Source organism: Pseudomonas sp. TE21394, from assembly GCF_054057835.1.
The window spans coordinates 4,381,718-4,399,489 of sequence record NZ_JBSRZR010000001.1 but is presented as its reverse complement, the minus strand read 5'-3'; the positions used below and the strand labels follow the sequence as shown (position 1 = coordinate 4,399,489).

Annotated in this window: 24 protein-coding genes; 9 read left to right on the top strand and 15 right to left on the bottom strand. The window is 64.7% G+C overall.

Annotated features, from left to right (window positions below):
• From ACVWZT_RS20215 to ACVWZT_RS20200, 4 genes are read left to right on the top strand one after another with little or no spacing between them, the layout of a single operon-like run.
• Positions 1–1,248, top strand: a complete 1,248-nt coding sequence (locus tag ACVWZT_RS20215) for an NAD(P)/FAD-dependent oxidoreductase (RefSeq protein ID WP_296232950.1) — start codon at positions 1–3, stop codon at positions 1,246–1,248.
• On the top strand, positions 1,245–2,054 hold the full coding sequence (locus tag ACVWZT_RS20210) for a DUF1365 domain-containing protein (RefSeq protein WP_457470999.1): 810 nt from the start codon (positions 1,245–1,247) through the stop codon (positions 2,052–2,054). The genes ACVWZT_RS20215 and ACVWZT_RS20210 overlap by 4 nt, the downstream gene beginning before the upstream one ends.
• Entirely contained in the window at positions 2,029–3,276 is a 1,248-nt protein-coding gene (locus ACVWZT_RS20205) for a class I SAM-dependent methyltransferase (RefSeq protein WP_457470998.1), read from the top strand. Before ACVWZT_RS20210 ends, ACVWZT_RS20205 begins: the two co-directional genes overlap by 26 nt.
• A gap of 2 nt (positions 3,277–3,278) precedes the next feature.
• The gene (locus ACVWZT_RS20200) at positions 3,279–3,767 is read left to right on the top strand and encodes a DUF2878 domain-containing protein (protein WP_457470996.1); all 489 of its coding nucleotides are present in this window, start codon (positions 3,279–3,281) and stop codon (positions 3,765–3,767) included.
• On the opposite strand, the gene ACVWZT_RS20195 is transcribed toward ACVWZT_RS20200, so the two are convergent.
• The 11 genes from ACVWZT_RS20195 to ACVWZT_RS20145 all read right to left on the bottom strand — a co-directional run bounded on the left by ACVWZT_RS20195 (position 3,741) and on the right by ACVWZT_RS20145 (position 11,930).
• Positions 3,741–3,887: a DUF2256 domain-containing protein gene (locus tag ACVWZT_RS20195; RefSeq protein WP_170029600.1), complete on the bottom strand. Its 147-nt coding sequence runs from the start codon at positions 3,885–3,887 to the stop codon at positions 3,741–3,743. The two genes, ACVWZT_RS20200 and ACVWZT_RS20195, sit on opposite strands and share 27 nt — an antisense overlap.
• On the bottom strand, positions 3,884–5,425 hold the full coding sequence (locus ACVWZT_RS20190) for a cryptochrome/photolyase family protein (RefSeq protein WP_457470994.1): 1,542 nt from the start codon (positions 5,423–5,425) through the stop codon (positions 3,884–3,886). The genes ACVWZT_RS20195 and ACVWZT_RS20190 overlap by 4 nt, the downstream gene beginning before the upstream one ends.
• Positions 5,419–5,724, bottom strand: a complete 306-nt coding sequence (locus ACVWZT_RS20185; protein WP_457470992.1) for a DUF6482 family protein — start codon at positions 5,722–5,724, stop codon at positions 5,419–5,421. Before ACVWZT_RS20185 ends, ACVWZT_RS20190 begins: the two co-directional genes overlap by 7 nt.
• Complete coding sequence (locus tag ACVWZT_RS20180; RefSeq protein ID WP_457470991.1) at positions 5,721–6,257, bottom strand: DUF3833 domain-containing protein; 537 nt, start codon at positions 6,255–6,257, stop codon at positions 5,721–5,723. Before ACVWZT_RS20180 ends, ACVWZT_RS20185 begins: the two co-directional genes overlap by 4 nt.
• Positions 6,258–6,271: 14 nt before the next feature.
• Complete coding sequence (locus ACVWZT_RS20175) at positions 6,272–6,787, bottom strand: chalcone isomerase family protein (protein ID WP_296232962.1); 516 nt, start codon at positions 6,785–6,787, stop codon at positions 6,272–6,274.
• Positions 6,788–6,894: 107 nt separating this feature from the next.
• On the bottom strand, positions 6,895–9,333 hold the full coding sequence (locus tag ACVWZT_RS20170) for a TonB-dependent siderophore receptor (RefSeq protein ID WP_457470989.1): 2,439 nt from the start codon (positions 9,331–9,333) through the stop codon (positions 6,895–6,897).
• Positions 9,334–9,409: 76 nt separating this feature from the next.
• Positions 9,410–10,240, bottom strand: coding sequence for a FecR family protein (locus ACVWZT_RS20165; protein WP_296232966.1), 831 nt, complete (start codon positions 10,238–10,240; stop codon positions 9,410–9,412).
• The gene (locus ACVWZT_RS20160; RefSeq protein WP_457470988.1) at positions 10,237–10,761 is read right to left on the bottom strand and encodes an RNA polymerase sigma factor; all 525 of its coding nucleotides are present in this window, start codon (positions 10,759–10,761) and stop codon (positions 10,237–10,239) included. Before ACVWZT_RS20160 ends, ACVWZT_RS20165 begins: the two co-directional genes overlap by 4 nt.
• 93 nt (positions 10,762–10,854) lie before the next feature.
• A complete protein-coding gene (locus ACVWZT_RS20155) occupies positions 10,855–11,499 on the bottom strand; it encodes a DUF2238 domain-containing protein (protein ID WP_296232969.1) in 645 nt (214 codons plus the stop codon).
• A gap of 33 nt (positions 11,500–11,532) precedes the next feature.
• Positions 11,533–11,757 carry a DUF2188 domain-containing protein gene (locus ACVWZT_RS20150; RefSeq protein ID WP_457470986.1) on the bottom strand — a complete coding sequence of 75 codons (225 nt, stop codon included), beginning with the start codon at positions 11,755–11,757 and terminating at the stop codon, positions 11,533–11,535.
• A 14-nt stretch (positions 11,758–11,771) separates the two neighbouring features.
• A complete protein-coding gene (locus ACVWZT_RS20145) occupies positions 11,772–11,930 on the bottom strand; it encodes a hypothetical protein (protein WP_225778124.1) in 159 nt (52 codons plus the stop codon).
• 46 nt (positions 11,931–11,976) lie between these two features.
• On the opposite strand from ACVWZT_RS20145, the gene ACVWZT_RS20140 reads away from it, so the two are divergent.
• The 3 genes from ACVWZT_RS20140 (at position 11,977) to ACVWZT_RS20130 (ending at position 13,604) form a co-directional block, all read left to right on the top strand.
• Positions 11,977–12,285 carry a hypothetical protein gene (locus ACVWZT_RS20140; protein WP_296232973.1) on the top strand — a complete coding sequence of 103 codons (309 nt, stop codon included), beginning with the start codon at positions 11,977–11,979 and terminating at the stop codon, positions 12,283–12,285.
• 20 nt (positions 12,286–12,305) lie between these two features.
• Positions 12,306–13,001: a type 1 glutamine amidotransferase domain-containing protein gene (locus ACVWZT_RS20135; protein ID WP_457470984.1), complete on the top strand. Its 696-nt coding sequence runs from the start codon at positions 12,306–12,308 to the stop codon at positions 12,999–13,001.
• A 192-nt stretch (positions 13,002–13,193) separates the two neighbouring features.
• Positions 13,194–13,604 carry a response regulator gene (locus tag ACVWZT_RS20130; protein ID WP_296232975.1) on the top strand — a complete coding sequence of 137 codons (411 nt, stop codon included), beginning with the start codon at positions 13,194–13,196 and terminating at the stop codon, positions 13,602–13,604.
• Between the two features lie 58 nt (positions 13,605–13,662).
• On the opposite strand, the gene ACVWZT_RS20125 is transcribed toward ACVWZT_RS20130, so the two are convergent.
• The 4 genes from ACVWZT_RS20125 to ACVWZT_RS20110 all read right to left on the bottom strand — a co-directional run bounded on the left by ACVWZT_RS20125 (position 13,663) and on the right by ACVWZT_RS20110 (position 15,914).
• Positions 13,663–14,469 carry a DUF3618 domain-containing protein gene (locus ACVWZT_RS20125; RefSeq protein WP_457470981.1) on the bottom strand — a complete coding sequence of 269 codons (807 nt, stop codon included), beginning with the start codon at positions 14,467–14,469 and terminating at the stop codon, positions 13,663–13,665.
• Complete coding sequence (locus ACVWZT_RS20120; protein ID WP_296232978.1) at positions 14,466–14,894, bottom strand: phage holin family protein; 429 nt, start codon at positions 14,892–14,894, stop codon at positions 14,466–14,468. The genes ACVWZT_RS20125 and ACVWZT_RS20120 overlap by 4 nt, the downstream gene beginning before the upstream one ends.
• A complete protein-coding gene (locus ACVWZT_RS20115) occupies positions 14,894–15,490 on the bottom strand; it encodes a hypothetical protein (RefSeq protein ID WP_457470979.1) in 597 nt (198 codons plus the stop codon). The genes ACVWZT_RS20120 and ACVWZT_RS20115 overlap by 1 nt, the downstream gene beginning before the upstream one ends.
• Before the next feature lie 172 nt (positions 15,491–15,662).
• Positions 15,663–15,914 carry a hypothetical protein gene (locus ACVWZT_RS20110; RefSeq protein ID WP_296232980.1) on the bottom strand — a complete coding sequence of 84 codons (252 nt, stop codon included), beginning with the start codon at positions 15,912–15,914 and terminating at the stop codon, positions 15,663–15,665.
• Positions 15,915–16,092: 178 nt separating this feature from the next.
• Between ACVWZT_RS20110 and ACVWZT_RS20105 the strand changes: the two genes are divergently transcribed.
• Both ACVWZT_RS20105 and ACVWZT_RS20100 read left to right on the top strand, forming a co-directional pair.
• Positions 16,093–17,313, top strand: coding sequence for a zinc-dependent alcohol dehydrogenase (locus ACVWZT_RS20105; RefSeq protein ID WP_296232981.1), 1,221 nt, complete (start codon positions 16,093–16,095; stop codon positions 17,311–17,313).
• Positions 17,310–17,726 (top strand): short chain dehydrogenase, encoded by a 417-nt coding sequence (locus tag ACVWZT_RS20100; protein ID WP_457470977.1) that lies wholly within the window; start codon positions 17,310–17,312, stop codon positions 17,724–17,726. Before ACVWZT_RS20105 ends, ACVWZT_RS20100 begins: the two co-directional genes overlap by 4 nt.
• The last annotated feature ends 46 nt before the right edge of the window (positions 17,727–17,772 follow it).

The window sequence follows — 17,772 nt, the reverse complement described above, 5'->3', positions numbered from 1 at the left end:
ATGCGTATCGCGATCATTGGCAGCGGCATTTCCGGCCTGACCTGCGCCCACCTGCTGTCGCGCCGACATCAAGTGACGGTGTTCGAGGCTGACAGCTGGATCGGCGGGCATACCCACACGGTCGATGTCAGCTGTGGCGGTAGAACCTATGCCATCGACACCGGTTTCATCGTCTTCAACGACTGGACATACCCGCACTTCATCCGCCTGCTCGAGCGCCTGGGCGTCGCCTCACAGCCGACCGAAATGAGCTTCTCGGTGCACGACCCGGCAAGCGGCCTGGCCTACAACGGGCACAGCCTGAACACCTTGTTCGCGCAACGCCGCAACCTTCTGTCGCTGGGTTTCTGGGGCATGCTGAGGGATATTCTGCGCTTCAACCGCGAAGCGCTGGCGGACCTCGACGGCCAGCGCCAGCAGGCAGCTACCACCCTTGGTGAGTACCTGCGCGCCGGGGGCTACGGCCAACGCTTCATCGACCACTACATCATCCCAATGGGCTCGGCGATCTGGTCGATGTCGCGCGCCGACATGCTCGCTTTTCCGCTGGCGTTTTTCGTGCGCTTCTGCCGCAACCACGGCTTGTTGTCGGTCAACCAGCGCCCGCAGTGGCGGGTTATCCAGGGTGGCTCGCGCAGTTACGTGGAACCGCTGTGCAAACCGTTCGCCGACCAGCTACGCCTGGAGTGCAAGGTCCATCGGGTGGTACGCGACGACGGCGGGGTCACCCTGCACAGTGCCGCCGGCACCGAGCGCTTCGACAGTGTCGTGTTCGCCTGCCACAGCGACCAGGCGCTGGCCTTGCTGGAGGCGCCCAGTATCCAGGAGCGCGAGGTGCTCACGGCTATCCGCTATGCCAGCAACGACGTGGTGCTGCATACCGACACCCGCCTGCTGCCGCCGGTCAAGGCAGCCTGGGCCAGCTGGAACTATCGCCTGGGCGGGCCCGCCCAGGCGCCGGCGGCGCTGACCTACAACATGAACATCCTGCAAGGCCTGCAGGCGCCGGAAACCTTCTGCGTCAGCCTCAACCAGACCGCGCTGATAGACCCCATGCAGATCCTTGCCCGCTTCCAGTATGCCCACCCGCAATACAGCCTGGCGGCGACCGCGGCTCAGGCACGCCACGCCGAGCTGCAGGGCCATCTGCACAGCTACTACTGTGGCGCCTACTGGGGCAACGGCTTCCATGAAGACGGCGTGGCAAGCGCCTTGAAAGTCGCCGAACGGTTCGGAGAAACACTGTGAACAGCAGGCTTTGCCAAGGCTGGGTCAGTCATCGCCGGCTGCTGCCACGCGCGCATGCGTTTCGCTACCGCATCGGCATGTTCGACCTCGACCTCGACGACACCGCCAGGCTGCCGAAGCTATCACCCTGGCTGGGGCGCTGGCGCCTTGCCCCGCTGTGCTGGCGCGAGACCGACTACCTGCCAGGCTTGACCCGCCAGGGGCTGAGCCTGGCCGATGCCGCCCGCCACCTGGTCGGGCTGGCCACCGGGCAGGCGCCCAGCGGTTCGGTTCGCCTGCTGACCCAGCTGCGTTGCTGGGGGTTGTCGTTCAACCCGGTGAGCTTCTACTTCTGTCACGATGCCGAGGCACACCTGGTGGCCATCCTGCTGGAAGTGCGCAACACGCCCTGGCGTGAACGCTTCCATTACGTGCTGCCGGTGCAGGCCGGCCTCGACCGGCCCTACCGCATGGCCAAGGCCTTCCATGTGTCACCGTTCATGCCGCTGGCCATGGACTACCGCCTGCGCTTTCACCTGGACGCCGAGCATGTGCGCCTGCACATGGAAAACTGGCACGCCGGGCACAAGGTCTTCGAGGCCGACCTGGCGCTGCAACGGCAGGCGCTCGATAGCCGGTCGTTGCACCGCCACATCCTGGCGTTCCCGTGGATGAGCCTGCGCACCCTGTCGGCCATCTACTGGCAGGCATTGCGCCTGCTTTTCAAACGTACCCCTGTCCATGACCACGCTGCCAGCCAGGGCAACCTGGCCGTCGGCCAACCCTGTGAGGATCCTGAGCATGCACAATCCCAGCGTGAGCGTTAGCAAGTCCGCCGGACTGGTCCCATGGCTGGGCGGCCTGGTGCTTGCTCAGCTCGGCAAGCTGCGCCACGGCTACCTGCGAGTGAGCCACGGTGGCCAACAATGGTGCTTCGGCAGCGCCGACAGCCCCTTGCAGGCTGAACTGGAAATTGTCGACGACAAAGCCTGGCGCCTGATTGCCTGCAACGGCTCGATCGGTGCCGGCGAAGCGTACATTCACGGCTACTGGCGCAGCCCTGACCTGGCCGCCGTGACGCGCCTGTTCGTGGCCAACCTCGAGGTCCTCGACGCCATGGAAAGCGGCCTTGCCCGCTTGGGGCGGCCGGCACTGCGGCTGCTGCATTGGCTGAACCGCAACAGCCGACGCGGCGCCAGGCGCAATATCCTGGCGCATTACGACCTGGGCAACGCCCTGTTCGAACAGCTGCTCGACCCGACCATGATGTACTCGGCAGCGATGTTCGAGCACGAGGGGCAAAGCCTCGAGCAGGCCCAGTTGAACAAACTGGAGCACATCTGCCGGAAACTCCGCCTGCACCCCGGCGATCACTTGATCGAGATCGGTTGTGGCTGGGGTAGCCTGGCCATTCACGCCGCCACCCAGCATGGCTGCCGGGTGACTACCACGACGCTGTCGGAAGCCCAATATGCGTATACCCGCCAGCGCGTGGAGGCGCTGGGCCTGGAGCAGCGCGTGACCGTGCTGCGCGAGGACTACCGCGACCTGCGCGGCACGTTCGACAAACTGGTGTCGATCGAAATGATCGAGGCCGTCGGCCACCGCTACCTGCCCGACTACTTCAACCAATGTGCCCGGCTGCTCAAGCCGGACGGCCTGATGCTGCTGCAGGCCATCACCATCCGTGATCAACGCTACCACCAGGCCCGCCGCTCGGTGGACTTCATCCAGCGGTACATCTTCCCCGGCGGGGCCTTGCCCTCGTTGACCGTGCTGCTGCAAAACGCCACCCGGCATACACCGCTGAACCTGGTGCACCTGCAGGATTTCGGCCTGGACTACGCGCGCACACTGCGGCATTGGCACGACAACCTGCGCCAGGCGCGCAGCGCGTTGACGGCCTTGGGCTATGACGACGCGTTCCAGCGCCTCTGGGAGTTCTACCTGTGTTATTGCCAGGGCGGCTTCGAGGAACGTGCGATCGGCGTAGCGCAGTTGTTGCTGGCCGCGCCCAAAGCCTTGCGTGCCCCACTGCCCGAGCGTTGAGCATGACCAAGCGTGGGCTGCTGGCCAACGCCGTGTGGCTGCAGGCGGGTTGGTGGCTATGTGTGTATGGGGCCCATCGGCCCTGGTTACTTGGCCTGGTGCCCATCGGCCTGGCCTGGCATTTCGCCTGCTGCCGGGACCGCCAGCGCGAGTTGCACGCAGTGTTGCGCTGCACCCTCGCCGGCTGTGTGCTCGACAGCCTGCTGGGTATGCTGGGGGTGTTCCGCTTCGACAGTTGGCCGCTGCCGCTGTGGCTGGCCTTGCTCTGGAGTGTGCTGTGCTGCGGCCTGCGCCACAGCCTGGCTTGGCTGGCCCGGCGCAGCTGGCTTGCCGCCCTGTTCGGCGCGGCAGGTGGCCCGCTGGCCTATGTGGGTGGGGCCAGGCTGGCCGAGGTCGAGCTGCCGCTGGGTACGCTGGCGACCGCTACGCTGCTGGCGGCGGTCTGGGCGCTGGCCCTGCCCTTGCTATTGCGCCTTGCCACGTGGCGCTGAGCGCCGGCAGCGCTGCGAACAGTAGAGCACCTGCTCCCAGCAACGCGCCCAGCGTTTGCGCCAACTGAATGGCCGGTTGCACACCACGCACAGCTTGCTTGGCAGGTGCTGCTTCTTCACAGCGACGCCCCTGCATCGAGTTGCGCCAGCAACTGCTCGCCACGCGCCCACACCGCTTCCCGTCGCGCCGTCGGCATACCGTCCAGGCTGCGATACACCAGCTGCAGCCGCGGGTTGCCGGCCAATTGCCGGCGATGACGGATCAGGAAGTGCCAGTACAGCGCGTTGAACGGGCATGCCTGCGCTTCGCTCACCTGCCTGACGTTGTAGGCGCAAGCCTTGCAATGATCGGACATGCGCTGGATATAGCGGCCACTGGCGCAGTACGGTTTGGAGCCGAGAAAACCACCGTCGGCGTGCATGACCATGCCGAGGGTATTGGGCAGTTCCACCCAGTCGAACGCATCCAGGTACACCGCCAGGTACCATTCGCAGATGGCTGCGGGCAGTATCCCGGCGAGCAAGGCGAAGTTGCCGGTCACCATCAGCCGCTGGATATGGTGGGCATATCCCAGGCGCAGCGTCTGGCCGATGGCTTGCGCCATGCAGCGCATGCGCGTGCGCCCGGTCCAGTAGAACTCCGGCAGCGCACGCTGGTTGCCCAGGTGGTTGAGCGCGGCATATTCGGGCATGCGCAGCCAGTAGATACCGTGGACGTATTCGCGCCAGCCGATCAGCTGGCGGATGAACCCTTCGGCGGCATTGAGTGGCACTCGCCCGTCACGCCAGGCGTGCTCGACATCATGGCACAGGCGGCGCACGTCCAGCAGGCCGATGTTCAGGGCGGCGCTGATGCGGGCATGAAACAGGTACGGTTCGTCTTCGGCCATGGCGTCCTGATAGTCACCGAACGCTGCCAGGCCAAAGTCCAGGAAGTGCTGCCACAGCTGTTCGGCCTGAGCGTGGGTAACGGGGTAGGAAAAGCCTTCGAGCGCACCGTAGTGGCCAGTGAAGCGCCGGCTTGCCAGGCTGATCACCGCCGCCGTGATGTCATCCACGGCGAACTGCAGTGCAAAGGGCCCCCGCAGCCCACGTGGCAGGGCCTTGCGGTTGTCGCTGTCGAAGTTCCAGGCACCGCCGGCAGGGCCGCCATCGGCTTCCAGCAACAGCCCGCAGCGTTTGCGCATGCCACGGTAGAAATGCTCCATGCGCAGCTGCTTGCGCCCCTGCGCCCAGCGCGCGAAAGCACCCCGCGAGCACAGGAAACGCGTGTCCGGGTGCCATACCAGCGGCAGCCCGGCCTCGCGCAAGGCGTGTTCGAGCCGCCACTCGCCACATTCGGTCAGGTGGATCTCGGCGCAGCCCAGCGCCTGCTGCCAGCGGCGCAGCTCACCGGCGATACTGCCGCTATTGCCAGGTGCCTCAAGTTCGACGTAGCGCACCTGCCAACCGCGCTCGCGCAGGGCCTGGGCAAAGTGGCGCATGGCACTGAAGATCAGCACGATCTTCTGCCGATGGTGCGGCACATAGGTAGCCTCGTCATGCACCTCGGCCATCAGCAGCGTGTCGCGGGCCGGGTCCAGCGCTGCCAGGCTGGCCAGGTCGAACGATAGCTGGTCGCCCAGTACCAGGCCCAGGCGTGGCGGGCGCGCTACCATTGCGTACCCAGTGACACGGGCACCCGCAGCGGCGCGATGGGGCCGTCGCGCTGGCCGCACATTTCGTCATGCACCACTTGCTGCACCAGCATGCAGGGCAACGCCGGCCACCCGGCAAGCAGCTCGCGCACCTCGGTTGTCGAGCGCAGGCGCGTGGCCTGCCCGTGCTCATCGCTAAGGGTCACCGGGCCGGCGCCGGTCATGGCCCGCAGCACGTAGAAACCGCCCTCCAGCGACAGCAGTTCGAGTTCGTTGACGGCGCCGGCGGCGGCCAGCTCGGTAAGACGTTGCAGGTTCATGGTGTGACCTCCGGCATGCGGCGAAAGAACAAGGTAACCTGGCCAATCTCCACGCCCAGCTTGCTCATGCTCGAGCGGTTGATCAGCGTGTCTTCATCCATCAGGTACATCCAGTCGTCCAGTTCCACTTCCCAGTGCTTGCCGTCAACCGGCAGGTCCAGGCGGTAGCGCCAGTGCAAGGCGTTACCCGCCAGCTGCCCGCGAGCCTCGCCGATCACATCGCCCGCCGTGCCCTTCCACTGGCCGCGGCCGTCCGGCACCAAGGTCCAGGTGCGCTGCTGTCGGGTGCCATCGCTGTAGGTGAAGTGCTCGTCGAGGATCAGCCGCTCACCGTCGCGTCGGCTGTCGATGCGCACATGAAAGCGCTTCACCACCTCGCCGGAACGCTTCTGGAACATGCCCCAGGCTTGTACCGGCCGCGAGAAGAAGGCCACCAGGTCGAGGGCTGGCGTTTCCCGGGCGTAGTGGTCCACGTCGACATTGCCGCAGCTGGCCAGAAGCAGGCAGGCGGTCATCAGCAGCACCTTGTACATGTTCACCCCCATGATCAACGGCCCAGCAGGCGGCCGCGCAATTGCTGGTCCCTGGCACCTTCGCCCAACCAGATGGCGAAAAATGCCTTGGCGAAGGCGATATCGCTGATTTCGCGGCGCAACTGGTCATCCACGTAGAAGCGGCACCCCACGCCCGGCAGATACACACCGGTGATCCGTTGGCCTGGACTCACATCGACAAAGGCCGCTTCCATCAAGCCGCGCCAGGCCGCCAGTTGTTGCGGCGCGGCGCCCAGCCTGCGCATTTCCTTCAGGCTGGCCTGCACGAGGGTGTCGCGGGACAGTTCCACGTGGTAGCGCAGTTCGAGCGCGAACGGTTGCTGCCAACCCTGTACAGGCCCGCCGGACCAGAGCCGGGCCGTGTACAGGCGCAGCCCGAACCAGGTGAATTCGCCGCTGCCGGACAGCTGCGCAGCGGGAATTGCCGACCGCCAGTCGGCGGGGGCCGGCCCGGCGAGCAGGAGCAACAGGGCCAGCCCTGCCCAGCGCGCTACAGTGGATGTCGCCATCGCCTCGACTCGAATACTATACAAAATTAAATTATTGTACAGTTATAGCCGAATATCTATACAGCGCGACCTGCCATCGGTCCCCAGCTGCTGCTCGACAGGTAGCGTCACCAGTTGTGCGTATAGCTGGCGGTCACCACCGCGCCTGGGGCCGGCAAGTGGCTGGTATTGTTGTTGTTGCGCAACAACTGGCTGTAGAGCGGGTAGTAGTCCCGGTTGAACAGGTTCTGGATGCCGACGCTCACCTTGTCGTCAGCGGACACCTGGTACTGGCTGATCAGGTCGACGGTCGTATAGCTGCTCACTTCATGTCGACCAAAGCTGTCCAGGCCATCGAGCCTGTAGTCCTTGCCGTCGAAGAAGGTGGCTTGCAGGCGGTTGCTCCAGTCCGGGGTCGGCTTGTACTGCACGTAGGCGGTCAGTTTCAGCGGCGGCACACGGTAGCCGGTCATGTCCTGCCAGCCTTTGCCGTCCGGCTTCTCGCGCCCGCGCATCCAGCTGGCACTGCCTCCGGCCCCCCACACCGCATCGTCCGACAGCCAGTCGGCGCTGGCTTCGACCCCATAGATGCGCTCCTTGGTCCGGGTAAGGATCAGGCCATTGTTGAAGCTCTGCACATCGCCCAGCTTGGAGGTGGTGTAGAACACGGCCAGGGTGGCGAGCGTGTTAGCGCCCAGCTCACCGCGCCAGCCGAATTCATAGTTGTTGGTCTTGACCGGCTCCAGGTTCGAGGCGCCGAGGTCGAACCCACGCCGTGCATTACGCAACTGGATGCCCACGTCAGGCAGCTGGAAGCCCTGGCTGAAGGAGGCGTAGAGCTCCTGGCCAAGCACTGGTGAATAGACGATGCCGAAGTTCGACAGCAGCGCATCGTAATGGATTTTCCCGCCCTCCACCGCCACCGGTGAAGCCGCCCTGGATTCGGACAACGGCACGAAATCATCGAATTCGGCAGTGGAATACTCGTAGCGCAAGCCGCCGTCCACCGACCAATGCTCGTCGAAGCGATGCTGCAGCTGGGCGAACGCACCGGCGCTGCGGGTCTTGAGCGGTGGCATGTAGGTCAGCCTGCCGATCTTGGCGAAGACCAGGCCGCCGCTGGCATCGTAGGCCGCCGGGTCGAACACATCGATCGGCATGTCGCTGCGTTCCTGGTTGTAGTCGCCGCCCCACACCAGCTCGGTGTTGCCACTGTCGCCAAGCGGTGTACGCAAGGTCAGGCGGCTGCCGAACACCTCGCTGTTCTGCATGATCTGGTCGACATTGCCACCACGGGTGGCAACGGCGCGGGCATCGAAGGGCGTGAAGCGGGTGAAGTAGTCCCGGTAGTACAGCTGGGCAGACAGCTTGCTGCCGAGAATGTCGAGGTGCTCGTATTCCAGGTTCAGCAGGGTGTTGCGGATATGGTTCTGCTCGTCCAGGTCCAGGCCCTTGATCGCGTTGGCCGGCAGCGAACCGGCCGGGGCCTTGGCGACGCTGGGGTCGGTGGCGTAATCGGTATCCTGGCGTGCCTCGTAGTGGCTGGCCGCCAGCTGGATACGCTGGTTGTCGTCCAGGTGCAGCCCCAACTTGCCGCCAACGTTGTAGATATTCGAATCGAACAGGTCGCCCTGGCTGGGCTCCGGGGCAATGCGGTCGCCGTGCGCATCGTACGAAGCACCGATATGCCGGGTACCGAAGTCGAAGGCATAGTCGACTGCGCCCTGCGAGCCTGCGAGGTACTGCTGGAACTGCCCGCCCAGGCCATCGCTGCCCAGGCGGGTCAACGGCGAGGTGGCGCTGAGGCTGGTTTCGGCGCGGTTGTCACCACCGGCAGGCCGGGTGGTGATGGAGATGATCCCGCCAGTGGCGCCGCTGCCATAGATGGCGCTGCTGCCACGGATGACCTCGACCCGTTCGATCAGTGCCGGGTCGATGTTGGCCAGGTTGCGCGACGAGTCGCGGTTGGTATTGAGCGGCACCCCGTCGACCAGGACCAAGAGGCTGCGCCCGCGAAGGGTTTGCCCGTATTCAGTGACCGTGCGGCTGGAGTCGGACATACCCGGCACCGCCTTGGCCAGTACCGTGGCCAGGCTCTCCGAGCCCTGGCGCAGCTCCTGCAGTTGCTCGTGCTCGATAACGGTGGACTGCCGCGTCGCCGAGACCAGGCTGCTGCTGGTACGCGAAGCGGTGATTTCCATCTGCGCCATTTCCACCGGCGCACTCTGGGCTGGCGGCACAGCTGCGGTTGCCCCCTGGGCAACGACGACGAAGGTGCGTTCGTCCCTGGCCTGGGCTTGCAAGCCGCTGCCCTCGAGGAGTACCTGAAGTGCTTCCTCGGCAGTGAAGCGGCCCTTCAGCGCAGGGGTCTGGCGACCTGCGCCGAGGTCGCTGGCGAACAGGATCTGCACCGAAGACTGTTGCGCCAGGGCATTGATGGCCTCACCCAACGGCGCAGCAGGCAGATCGACGGTGACCTTGTCCCGGCCTTCGGCCGACATTGCGACAAGTAAGCTACTGGCCAGCAGTGATAGGCGGAGTTGACGACTGCGGAGCGGTAAATGCACTTCTCGAATTCCTTTGTGGCTGGGCTTTTTTCACTAGCCGCCACGGGCGTCGGGAAACCCTACCTGCGCCTGAGAATTATTTTCGCAGCGGTTTGCGCCGAATCTGCACGCTGCCGTCCGCCTGTTGTTGCACGGCAACGGGCAGGATGCTGGGTAACAGCTGCAACAGCCGGTCGACATTGTGCGCGTCGAACACCCCGCTCAGCTTGAGCGCGGCCAGGCTTGGGTCGTCCAGGCGAATGGCTGCCTTGCGATAGTGGCGCAACAGGGAAACCGCTTCATCCAGCGGCGTCTGTTCAAAGACGATGCGGTCCTCCTTCCAGGCCATTGCCCTGGCGGGGTCGACCTTGGCCACCGGCAGCAGTTGCCCGCCAATCGCATCGACCTGCTGCCCTGGCCTGAGGCTGACAGGCGTATTCCCCGCAGCGGCGACCTGCACGCGCCCGCGCGCCAGTGTCACACGCACCTTGTCGTCATCCAGACGGCGCACATTGAACAGCGTGCCGAGCACCTCGACTTGCGTCAGCCCCGCTGACACCACGAACGGGCGGTACACCGCCGAGGACACATCGAACAGGACCTGACCGGCTTGCAGGCCGGCTTCGCGGCTGCGCAGCCGCCAGCTGACATCGACACGGGTGCCGCTGTCGAGCAGCAACTGGCTGCCATCGCCCAGCAGCACGGTGCGTCGCTCGCCAATGGCGGTGGCGAACCGCTCGGTCTTGTACACGGGGTTCAGCCAGGCCAGGGCGGCAAAGGCAAGCGCAACGGTCAGCGCCACACCAGCCGACCTTGCCGGTTTCGAAGGCGCAGGCCTGGAAGGCGGCACAGGGAACAGTTGCTTGAGCTGCTCACGATGTCGCCCCAGGGCATCGTCCAGTGGCGCCTGTTCGGGCGTGTTGCTCATGCAGTCACCTCGTCGCGCCCAAGGCGTTCCCTGCAGGCCGCCACACCCAGGCGCAGATGCTTCTCTACGGTCTTGATGGAAATACCAAGGTGTTCGGCTACTTCGGCCTGGGGCATCTGGTGAACCTTGTGCAGGATGAAAACGGCCTGGCAGCGAGGCGGAAGGCTGGCGATGGCATTGGCCAACAGCTGGAATTCGCGCTCGGCGTCATACCGGCTGACGGGCGTCGGGGCCGGGCAAGCCGCCTCTGGCAGCTCGGCGAACGCCTGCACCCAGGCCCCGCGGCGGCGATCGCTGCGGTAGCGGCTGACAGCAGTGTCGCTGGAGATCTTGCGCAGCAACGCCAGTGGCGCACGAACGTCATCTTTGTCGCCGCGCTCGAGCAGCTGCACGCACACGTCGTGCACCACGTCGCGTGCCATGCTTCGGTCACCGAAGCGTCGGCGAATGTGGTCCACCAACTCGTCATAATGACGTACCAAGGTAGACAGTAGCGTCGGTTTGGCGGGCTCGAACGACACGATACATCCTGCAAGAGCGCTAGGCTGCGAAGAGAGGCACGAAGTGTAAATGAGAAATAATCGCGAATAAACACCCACTTCGCTTTCGCCGACCTAGGCAGGCGGCCCGGGCCGATTGCGCGCAACCAACCGCTGGATGACCAGGCACGCGCATGCACCCGCCAATGCCAGGGCCATGTCCTTTTGTGCGTCCCAAGGGTCTTTCTGAGTGGCCAGGAATGCTTGCGCCCGGTCTTCGCCCAGGTACTGTCCACCTACCCATTCGAACAATTCATACAGGGCCGACGTCGCCAGCACCATCGCCACCGCACACACTGCCAGCCACAGGCCATTCAGGCGTGCCTGGCGTTGCAGCAGTTCCCTGATCGGCCAGACGCACAGCAAGCCATAGCTCAGATGCACCAGGCGATCGAACTGATTGCGTTGCCAGCCCATCGCAGTATTCAGCGAATGGCCGGTGAGCGCATCCAGCCAGGCGTCGTAAGGCACCTTGGCGTAAGTGAAATGCGCCCCCAGTTCGTGGATTGCCAGCAGCATGACGATGGCCAGATAGGCAGGTGGCGAAAACCGCCAGCGGCGACAGGTCAACGCCAGGGTCAGTAACAATGCTACCGGTAGAACGTTTTCGACCAGCCAATCTGCCCGGTCCAGCGGCGCCAGCCCGGAGGCCAGCACCATCACCGTGGCCAGGGCCAGAAAACCTGCGGTCTGCCGGGGTGTACTCACCTTCTCGCGCATGCCGATCACCCGTGCGCCACGACCACCGCAAAATCAGCCCTTGGTGCGTCTCGGGTCGGCGGCGCGCGGATAGGTACGCTCTTCTTCAATGCTGCCGTCGGCCTTGTGGATTTTTACCGAGGCAGTCTTGCCGGCAAAATAATCAGGCAGCAGGCCGAGCAACTCGGCTTTGCTCGCACTACGCCTGGAAGCCCAGTCGGCCCCTGTCTTCCTGAGTTCCCAGCCGTCCCCCGCCGGGCTCACATGGTAAGTGTCCATCGCGCTGCTCCTGTTCAAAGCGCCTCGCCGTCATCGTCGATGTCCTGCTCGGACTCGGCCGCGTCCGTGGCATCGGCATCGTTCAGCGGTGGGGAGGTGGGCTTGAGTGGGTCGTTGATGAACGGGACCTTGCCCGGTCCCTGCTGTTCAAGTCCTTCGGTTTCTGGTTGCATGACGAATCCTCCAGGTCACTTGCCATTGGAGGCCGCATGCGCGGCAATGTTCAGTTTTACCCGCTTCACCTCGGCCCTTGTGCCGCTCGCGCCCGGCACACTGCGTCGCCCGGGCGGCTGGTGTTCACAGCTGAGTATCGCCAAAGGCAACGTTCATTTCCTGAAAAGCCCGGCATTGGCAAGCCCGCCGCGACTACTGGCCCGCTTGATCGCAAGACGTGACATCGCCCACCCGGCAGACATCCGCGCCACGTTCGGCAATGCTGTGGTGCTGCGGCTCCTGGAAAGTCATGGAACGCTTTGCTGCGCCAACCCTCCCACAGTAATGCAGGGCGAGCCGCGCACTGCCCATTGACGTTCGGAGGACATGCTTGCATGAAAAAAATCTTGATGGTCCTGACCTCTCATGACCAGCTGGGCGACACCGGCAAGAAAACCGGTTTCTGGCTGGAGGAATTCGCCGCGCCCTACTACGTGTTCATCGATGCCGGTGTCGATGTCACCCTCGCTTCGCCCAAGGGCGGGCAGCCGCCGTTGGACCCGAAGAGCGATGAGGCCGACGCCCAGACCGAGGCAACCCGGCGCTTCGCCCTCGACACCGAAGGGCAAATGGCCCTGGCCGACAGCGTACCGCTCGCGGAAATCGACCCCTACCACTTCGATGCGGTGTTCTACCCCGGCGGGCATGGGCCGTTGTGGGACTTGGCCGAGGACGCCAGTTCGCGGACCTTGCTCGAGGCGTTCTATGCCTCGAACAAACCGATTGCAGCGGTGTGCCATGCACCGGGTGTGCTGAAGCACGTGAAGGCACCCGACGGGCACCCGGTGGTCACGGGCAAGCGGGTGACCGGCTTCGCCAACAGCGAAGAACAGGCGGTCGGGCTGAGCGAGGTGGTGCCGTTTCTGGTGGAAGACATGCTCAAGGCCAACGGTGGGGAGTATTCCAAGGCTGCCGACTGGGTCAGCCATGTAGTCGAGGATGGCCACCTGATCACCGGCCAGAACCCTGCGTCGTCCGAAGCCGCGGCAAGGGCACTGCTCAAGCGCCTGAGTCATGAGCCCGATGCCTGACCTGGCCGATAACCCCATGCAATGCCGACGCGTGGCGCTGCCCGGTAGGCTGCACAGATCCGCTCAGTAAAAAATGAATTTTCGGCAAGCAGTCGCTGTCGCATGATAGCGCACTGCCACTGCCTGCATTGAGCGTCGCAAGCTGACCCGGACTCCCCTTCTTTCCACCCGTGCGCGATGTTGAGTATTGCCATGAACACCTACGAGTCACCCGCTGTTTACCCAACCATCCTGCTGGTGGAGGACGAGCCGATCCTGCGTGAACTGCTGACCTGCGCCCTGCAAGAGCTGGGCGCCTCGGTCTTTGCGGTGGGTACTGCCGAAGAAGGCCGGCGCCTGTCGCTGCAGCAGGCATTTTCGCTGCTGCTCACCGACGTCAGAACGCCCGGCCCGTTGAACGGGCTGGCGCTTGCGCAGGAGATTCGTGAGCGTCAACCGGCGACCCGGATCATCGTCATGAGTGGTTACCACGACGCAGCCAGCACCCGGTTACCGACGGGTGCGGTATTTCTGCCCAAGCCCTGGTCCCTTGACCAGTTGCTCGCGGTCATTGGCGAGCAGTTGGGGGAGATCGAACCGCCGGTCGTCAGGCCTGCGGCCTGACCCCGGCAGCTGCCCCTCCAGCGCATGCCGAAGGGGTGGCGCTGGACACGCAGCAGGTTCAGGAATTGAAGCCCAGCCCTGATGACAGGTCAGAGCCGTCAGTGCTGCGGCCTGGCTGCACCGGCTGTGTGTCGGTGCCCTGGGCAAGGGTCTGGGAGACCGTGGCCTTCACCTCGCTGCCTTTGGTCTTCAGGGTTTCCGCCAGCCGATCACTGCTGGCGCCCATGAGCTGATCCTCCTTGTGGGTACCGGGTAGCGCCGCGCCCAACGCAGCCCCCAGGGCAATGCCCAGCGCGGCCAACAGCAGCGGCTGCTCGTGCAGCAAATGGTCAAGCTGGCCTTTCAGTACCGTTGCCTGGTCGCCGACCTTGTGTGCGGAACCGCGCAGGGTATCGGCAGATGCCCCCATGGATTCACGCGCACCGCTGCCCAGTTCACCGGCGCGGTCGCGCATGTCGTGCGCTTTCATGCGGACTTTCTGGCTGGCGTCGTGCATCGCCTCGCCTGCCGATGCGAAGGCGCCCTTCACGGTGTCCACCGCCTCGCCAAGCTTTTCGCCAAGCCCTGGCCCCTGGTGCGCCGGCCCCGGGTTGAACGGGCGGTTCTGGTTGAGCCCGAGCCACGCCAGGCCCAGCACGGTCAGGGTGGCCGGCACGGGGTTGTTCTTCAGGGTGGTGCCCAGGTTGGTGAAGAACTCGCCGCCATTGCCCTTGGCGTAGGCCAGCACCCGGTCGACCATTTGACCCGGGCTCAGCCGCTGTTCCAGTGCATCGACCAGGTCGCTGATATGCTCGCGCTTGGCATTGATTTCCTGCTCGAGTTGCTCCGGGTCCTTGTGCGCTTCGTGTTCGAAGGAGGTGGTCATGGGAGTTTCCTCGTCAGCGTGTCCTTGTCCTGTTGCATGGCATGCAAGGTGCGGTCAGGGGCCAGGTGGCCAGGCTCGAACTGCTTCTTGCCCGACTGCAGCATGATGAAGCCGATCACCACCGTGACCGCACCCACGATCAGCGCCGCCAGCCATGGCTGGACCACCAGGGCCAGTGCGTAGACCGCGGCCAGCAACAGCATGATGAACCCCGCCAGGACCACGATTGCTCCGGCCGCCACCGCTGCAGTGCCAGCCTTCAGGGTAGCCAGGTTGTGCTGCAGCTCGGCCTTGGCCAGGGCCAGTTCCTTGGTGAACAGCTCTGGCACCTCACGCATCAACTGACGCAGCAAGCCACCGATGCCGACCGGGTCGTCAGCCGGTGTATGCAACCCTGGGGTAGTGTGTAAAGGATCCTTGTTCATCATTCGCCTCCTTTGAGCGGGTCACGTTCGAACGGGCCGCCACTGACCGGCGCGCCGGCACCGGGCCCGATCGGGTCGACCGGGGTATAGGGTTCACGGGTAGAGACGTCACTGCCCCGGTCGGGCGTGACTGGCTGCGCTGGCCGCGGCTCGGTGAAGCCAGGCTCTGGTACCGAGGGTGAGCCCGCATGGGGATCGCTGGCACGCATGAAGCGTGAAATGGCAAAGCCGACGGCCACGCTGCCGGCGAGGAACAACGCCGGATTGCTCCGCGCCAGCTGCGCACCGCGTTGCAACAGGCTTTCGGCGCTTTCGTGACGCACCTGCTCGGCAAAGTCGCCCATGCACTCCGCCGCCTGGGTCAGGTACCGCGACAGGCCAAGGCTGTCATTGCCTTCCAGGGCGGCTGCGGCCGACCGTGCGCCTTCCTGCAAGGAGTCGAGCTGGTCGGCTGCACTGTCGCGGTAATGCTCCAGCTGCTCGCTGCCTTTCTGCCTGGCCTCACCCAGCAAGGCCCCTGCTTCTTCGCCAATGGCATGTACGTGGTCCGCGTTGCGGTCGGGCGGAGAGGTCGAGCTTTGATCGGTCTTTTCCATCATTACGTCCTCGAAGCGGGTTGTTGGACAAATGCCGGATTTCTGCAGGCATTCCATTCGAGGGACGTAGCCACGCGTCGATGAGTTCACTCGTGATGATCTGTGACATCTGCCCAGCGGACCAATGAACCGCGCGCCTGTAATCCGGGGACCGTGCATTGGCGCAAGAGCTTCAGTGGCCGTGGTAATCAGCGCCGGCAATAGCCTTGAGGAAGGCGCGGTCCGCCAGCCGCCGCAGGTCACGGCACTGCTCCCAGCACACCAGGCCAAGGCGGTCCATCTCTTCGGCCTGACGGAGCAGTTCCTCGTGATGGCTGCTGGGGCAGTCACGCCTTCGCTCGACATCGTCGAACAGGCAGAACCAGCGGTTGATCGCCTCGAGCCGGCGCTGCTCCATGCTGATCTGCCCGCTAAGCGCATTCATGTCGGCCGCCCTCCAGTGTTTGTCAGTCGAGCCCTGACGACGAAACAAGGTTCATTCGAACGCGCTCACCGAGGCGCCGGGTTCGCCACTGAATGATTCCACCTGAACTTTCCCGCTGCCCCTGGCTTCCCCTGCATAGAGCAGCATCAAACCCACCCGCATTGCAGGAGCTGAACCCATGAGAGCATTGACATACCACGGGGCCCAGGACGTCCGGGTCGACAATGTCCCTGACCCGGCCATCCAGGACGAGGACGACATCATCCTGCGGGTTACCGCTACCGCCATCTGCGGATCCGACCTGCACCTGTACCACGGCAAGATCCCGCAGACCGAGCCCGGCGATATCTTCGGCCACGAGTTCATGGGCATCGTCGAGGAGACCGGCCGTGGCGTCACCAACCTGCAGGTTGGCGACCGGGTGGTGATCCCCTTCGTGATCGCCTGTGGCAGTTGCTTCTTCTGCCAGCTCGAGCAATTCGCCGCTTGCGAAACCACCAACACCGGGCGTGGCGCGATCCTCAACAAGAAGGGCATCCCGCCAGGTGCTGCACTGTTCGGCTACAGCCACCTGTACGGCGGCGTACCCGGTGGCCAGGCCGATTTCGTGCGGGTGCCGAAGGCCAATGTCGGCCCGTTCAAGGTGCCCACCGCCCTGCCCGACGACAAGGTGCTGTTCCTCTCGGACATCCTGCCGACGGCGTGGCAGGCCGTGACCAATGCCCAGGTCGGCCAAGGTTCGACCGTGGCCATTTATGGCGCCGGTCCGGTCGGCCTGCTGAGTGCAGCCTGCGCACGGATGCTCGGCGCCCAGACGATCTTCATGGTCGATGACAACGACTACCGCCTGGCATTCGCCCGCGACGCCTACGGCGTGGTACCGATCAACTTCGAACAGGATGACGACCCGGCCGACAGCATCATTCGCCTGACCCCAGGCATGCGCGGCGTGGATGCAGTGATCGATGCGGTCGGCTTCGAGGCCAAGGGCAGCACCACCGAAACGGTGCTGACCACGCTGAAAATCGAGGGCAGCAGTGGCAAGGCGCTGCGCCAGAGCATCGCCGCCGTGCGCCGTGGCGGTGTGGTCAGCGTGCCGGGGGTGTATGCCGGGTTCATCCACGCCTTCATGTTTGGCGATGCTTTCGACAAGGGCCTGACCTTCAAGATGGGCCAGACCCATGTGCAGAAGTTCCTACCCGAACTGCTCGAACATATCGAAGCCGGGCGCCTGGCGCCTGAACTGATCGTCAGCCACCGCCTGGCCCTGGAAGAAGCGGCCATGGGCTACCGGATGTTCGACCAGAAGCAGGACGACTGCCGCAAGGTCATCCTCGTGCCGGGCGCCGCTGCCGGCACCTTGGGGCCAGACCACGCATTCGGGGGGAGCCGACCATGATCGATCCGGCAACCGGCATGAGGCCGGGCGAGCGATACAGTGTGGAAAGCCTGGAGCGGGCGCATCAGTTTCCCGGGTTCTTCCTTGACGGCAGATACTACCTGGGACCCGAACTGCTGACCGCCGCCGGTTGGCTCGAAGGGCAACGGTTCATCTATGACGCGCTCGACGCCACCGGCGAACCGGTGTTCCCGGGCCGTGCGGCTGGCGATATCAAGGACCTGACCTTGACCCTGGTCGACGGCACGCCTCTGCAGTTGACCCCCATCGATGCCTGGGCAGTCGAGAGCGATCGGCGCAGACTGCCGGGCGGGCGCCCCAAGCGGCACGACAAACCTGGCTTGCTGGCTGTCACGGCCATGCTGCTGTTGAGCGGCTGCGCACTGGCCGCACTGCGCCGTAGTCGACACTGAGCCAGTACGGGGCCTTCTTGGCAAAGGCCCCTGCGCCCAGAACGGC

Excerpts from the sequence above, each read along its gene's own strand:
- ACVWZT_RS20150 (WP_457470986.1), bottom strand. The coding sequence starts at position 11,757 with ATGGACACTTACCATGTGAGCCCGGCGGGGGACGGCTGGGAACTCAGG.
- ACVWZT_RS20145 (WP_225778124.1), bottom strand. The coding sequence starts at position 11,930 with ATGCAACCAGAAACCGAAGGACTTGAACAGCAGGGACCGGGCAAGGTC.
- ACVWZT_RS20130 (WP_296232975.1), top strand. The coding sequence starts at position 13,194 with ATGAACACCTACGAGTCACCCGCTGTTTACCCAACCATCCTGCTGGTG.
- ACVWZT_RS20200 (WP_457470996.1), top strand. The coding sequence starts at position 3,279 with ATGACCAAGCGTGGGCTGCTGGCCAACGCCGTGTGGCTGCAGGCGGGT.
- ACVWZT_RS20155 (WP_296232969.1), bottom strand. The coding sequence starts at position 11,499 with ATGCGCGAGAAGGTGAGTACACCCCGGCAGACCGCAGGTTTTCTGGCC.
- ACVWZT_RS20100 (WP_457470977.1), top strand. The coding sequence starts at position 17,310 with ATGATCGATCCGGCAACCGGCATGAGGCCGGGCGAGCGATACAGTGTG.
- ACVWZT_RS20105 (WP_296232981.1), top strand. The coding sequence starts at position 16,093 with ATGAGAGCATTGACATACCACGGGGCCCAGGACGTCCGGGTCGACAAT.
- ACVWZT_RS20125 (WP_457470981.1), bottom strand. The coding sequence starts at position 14,469 with ATGACCACCTCCTTCGAACACGAAGCGCACAAGGACCCGGAGCAACTC.
- ACVWZT_RS20180 (WP_457470991.1), bottom strand. The coding sequence starts at position 6,257 with ATGTACAAGGTGCTGCTGATGACCGCCTGCCTGCTTCTGGCCAGCTGC.
- ACVWZT_RS20205 (WP_457470998.1), top strand. The coding sequence starts at position 2,029 with ATGCACAATCCCAGCGTGAGCGTTAGCAAGTCCGCCGGACTGGTCCCA.
- ACVWZT_RS20190 (WP_457470994.1), bottom strand. The coding sequence starts at position 5,425 with ATGGTAGCGCGCCCGCCACGCCTGGGCCTGGTACTGGGCGACCAGCTA.
- ACVWZT_RS20215 (WP_296232950.1), top strand. The coding sequence starts at position 1 with ATGCGTATCGCGATCATTGGCAGCGGCATTTCCGGCCTGACCTGCGCC.
- ACVWZT_RS20140 (WP_296232973.1), top strand. The coding sequence starts at position 11,977 with ATGTTCAGTTTTACCCGCTTCACCTCGGCCCTTGTGCCGCTCGCGCCC.
- ACVWZT_RS20110 (WP_296232980.1), bottom strand. The coding sequence starts at position 15,914 with ATGAATGCGCTTAGCGGGCAGATCAGCATGGAGCAGCGCCGGCTCGAG.
- ACVWZT_RS20115 (WP_457470979.1), bottom strand. The coding sequence starts at position 15,490 with ATGGAAAAGACCGATCAAAGCTCGACCTCTCCGCCCGACCGCAACGCG.
- ACVWZT_RS20165 (WP_296232966.1), bottom strand. The coding sequence starts at position 10,240 with ATGAGCAACACGCCCGAACAGGCGCCACTGGACGATGCCCTGGGGCGA.
- ACVWZT_RS20135 (WP_457470984.1), top strand. The coding sequence starts at position 12,306 with ATGAAAAAAATCTTGATGGTCCTGACCTCTCATGACCAGCTGGGCGAC.
- ACVWZT_RS20175 (WP_296232962.1), bottom strand. The coding sequence starts at position 6,787 with ATGGCGACATCCACTGTAGCGCGCTGGGCAGGGCTGGCCCTGTTGCTC.
- ACVWZT_RS20120 (WP_296232978.1), bottom strand. The coding sequence starts at position 14,894 with ATGAACAAGGATCCTTTACACACTACCCCAGGGTTGCATACACCGGCT.
- ACVWZT_RS20185 (WP_457470992.1), bottom strand. The coding sequence starts at position 5,724 with ATGAACCTGCAACGTCTTACCGAGCTGGCCGCCGCCGGCGCCGTCAAC.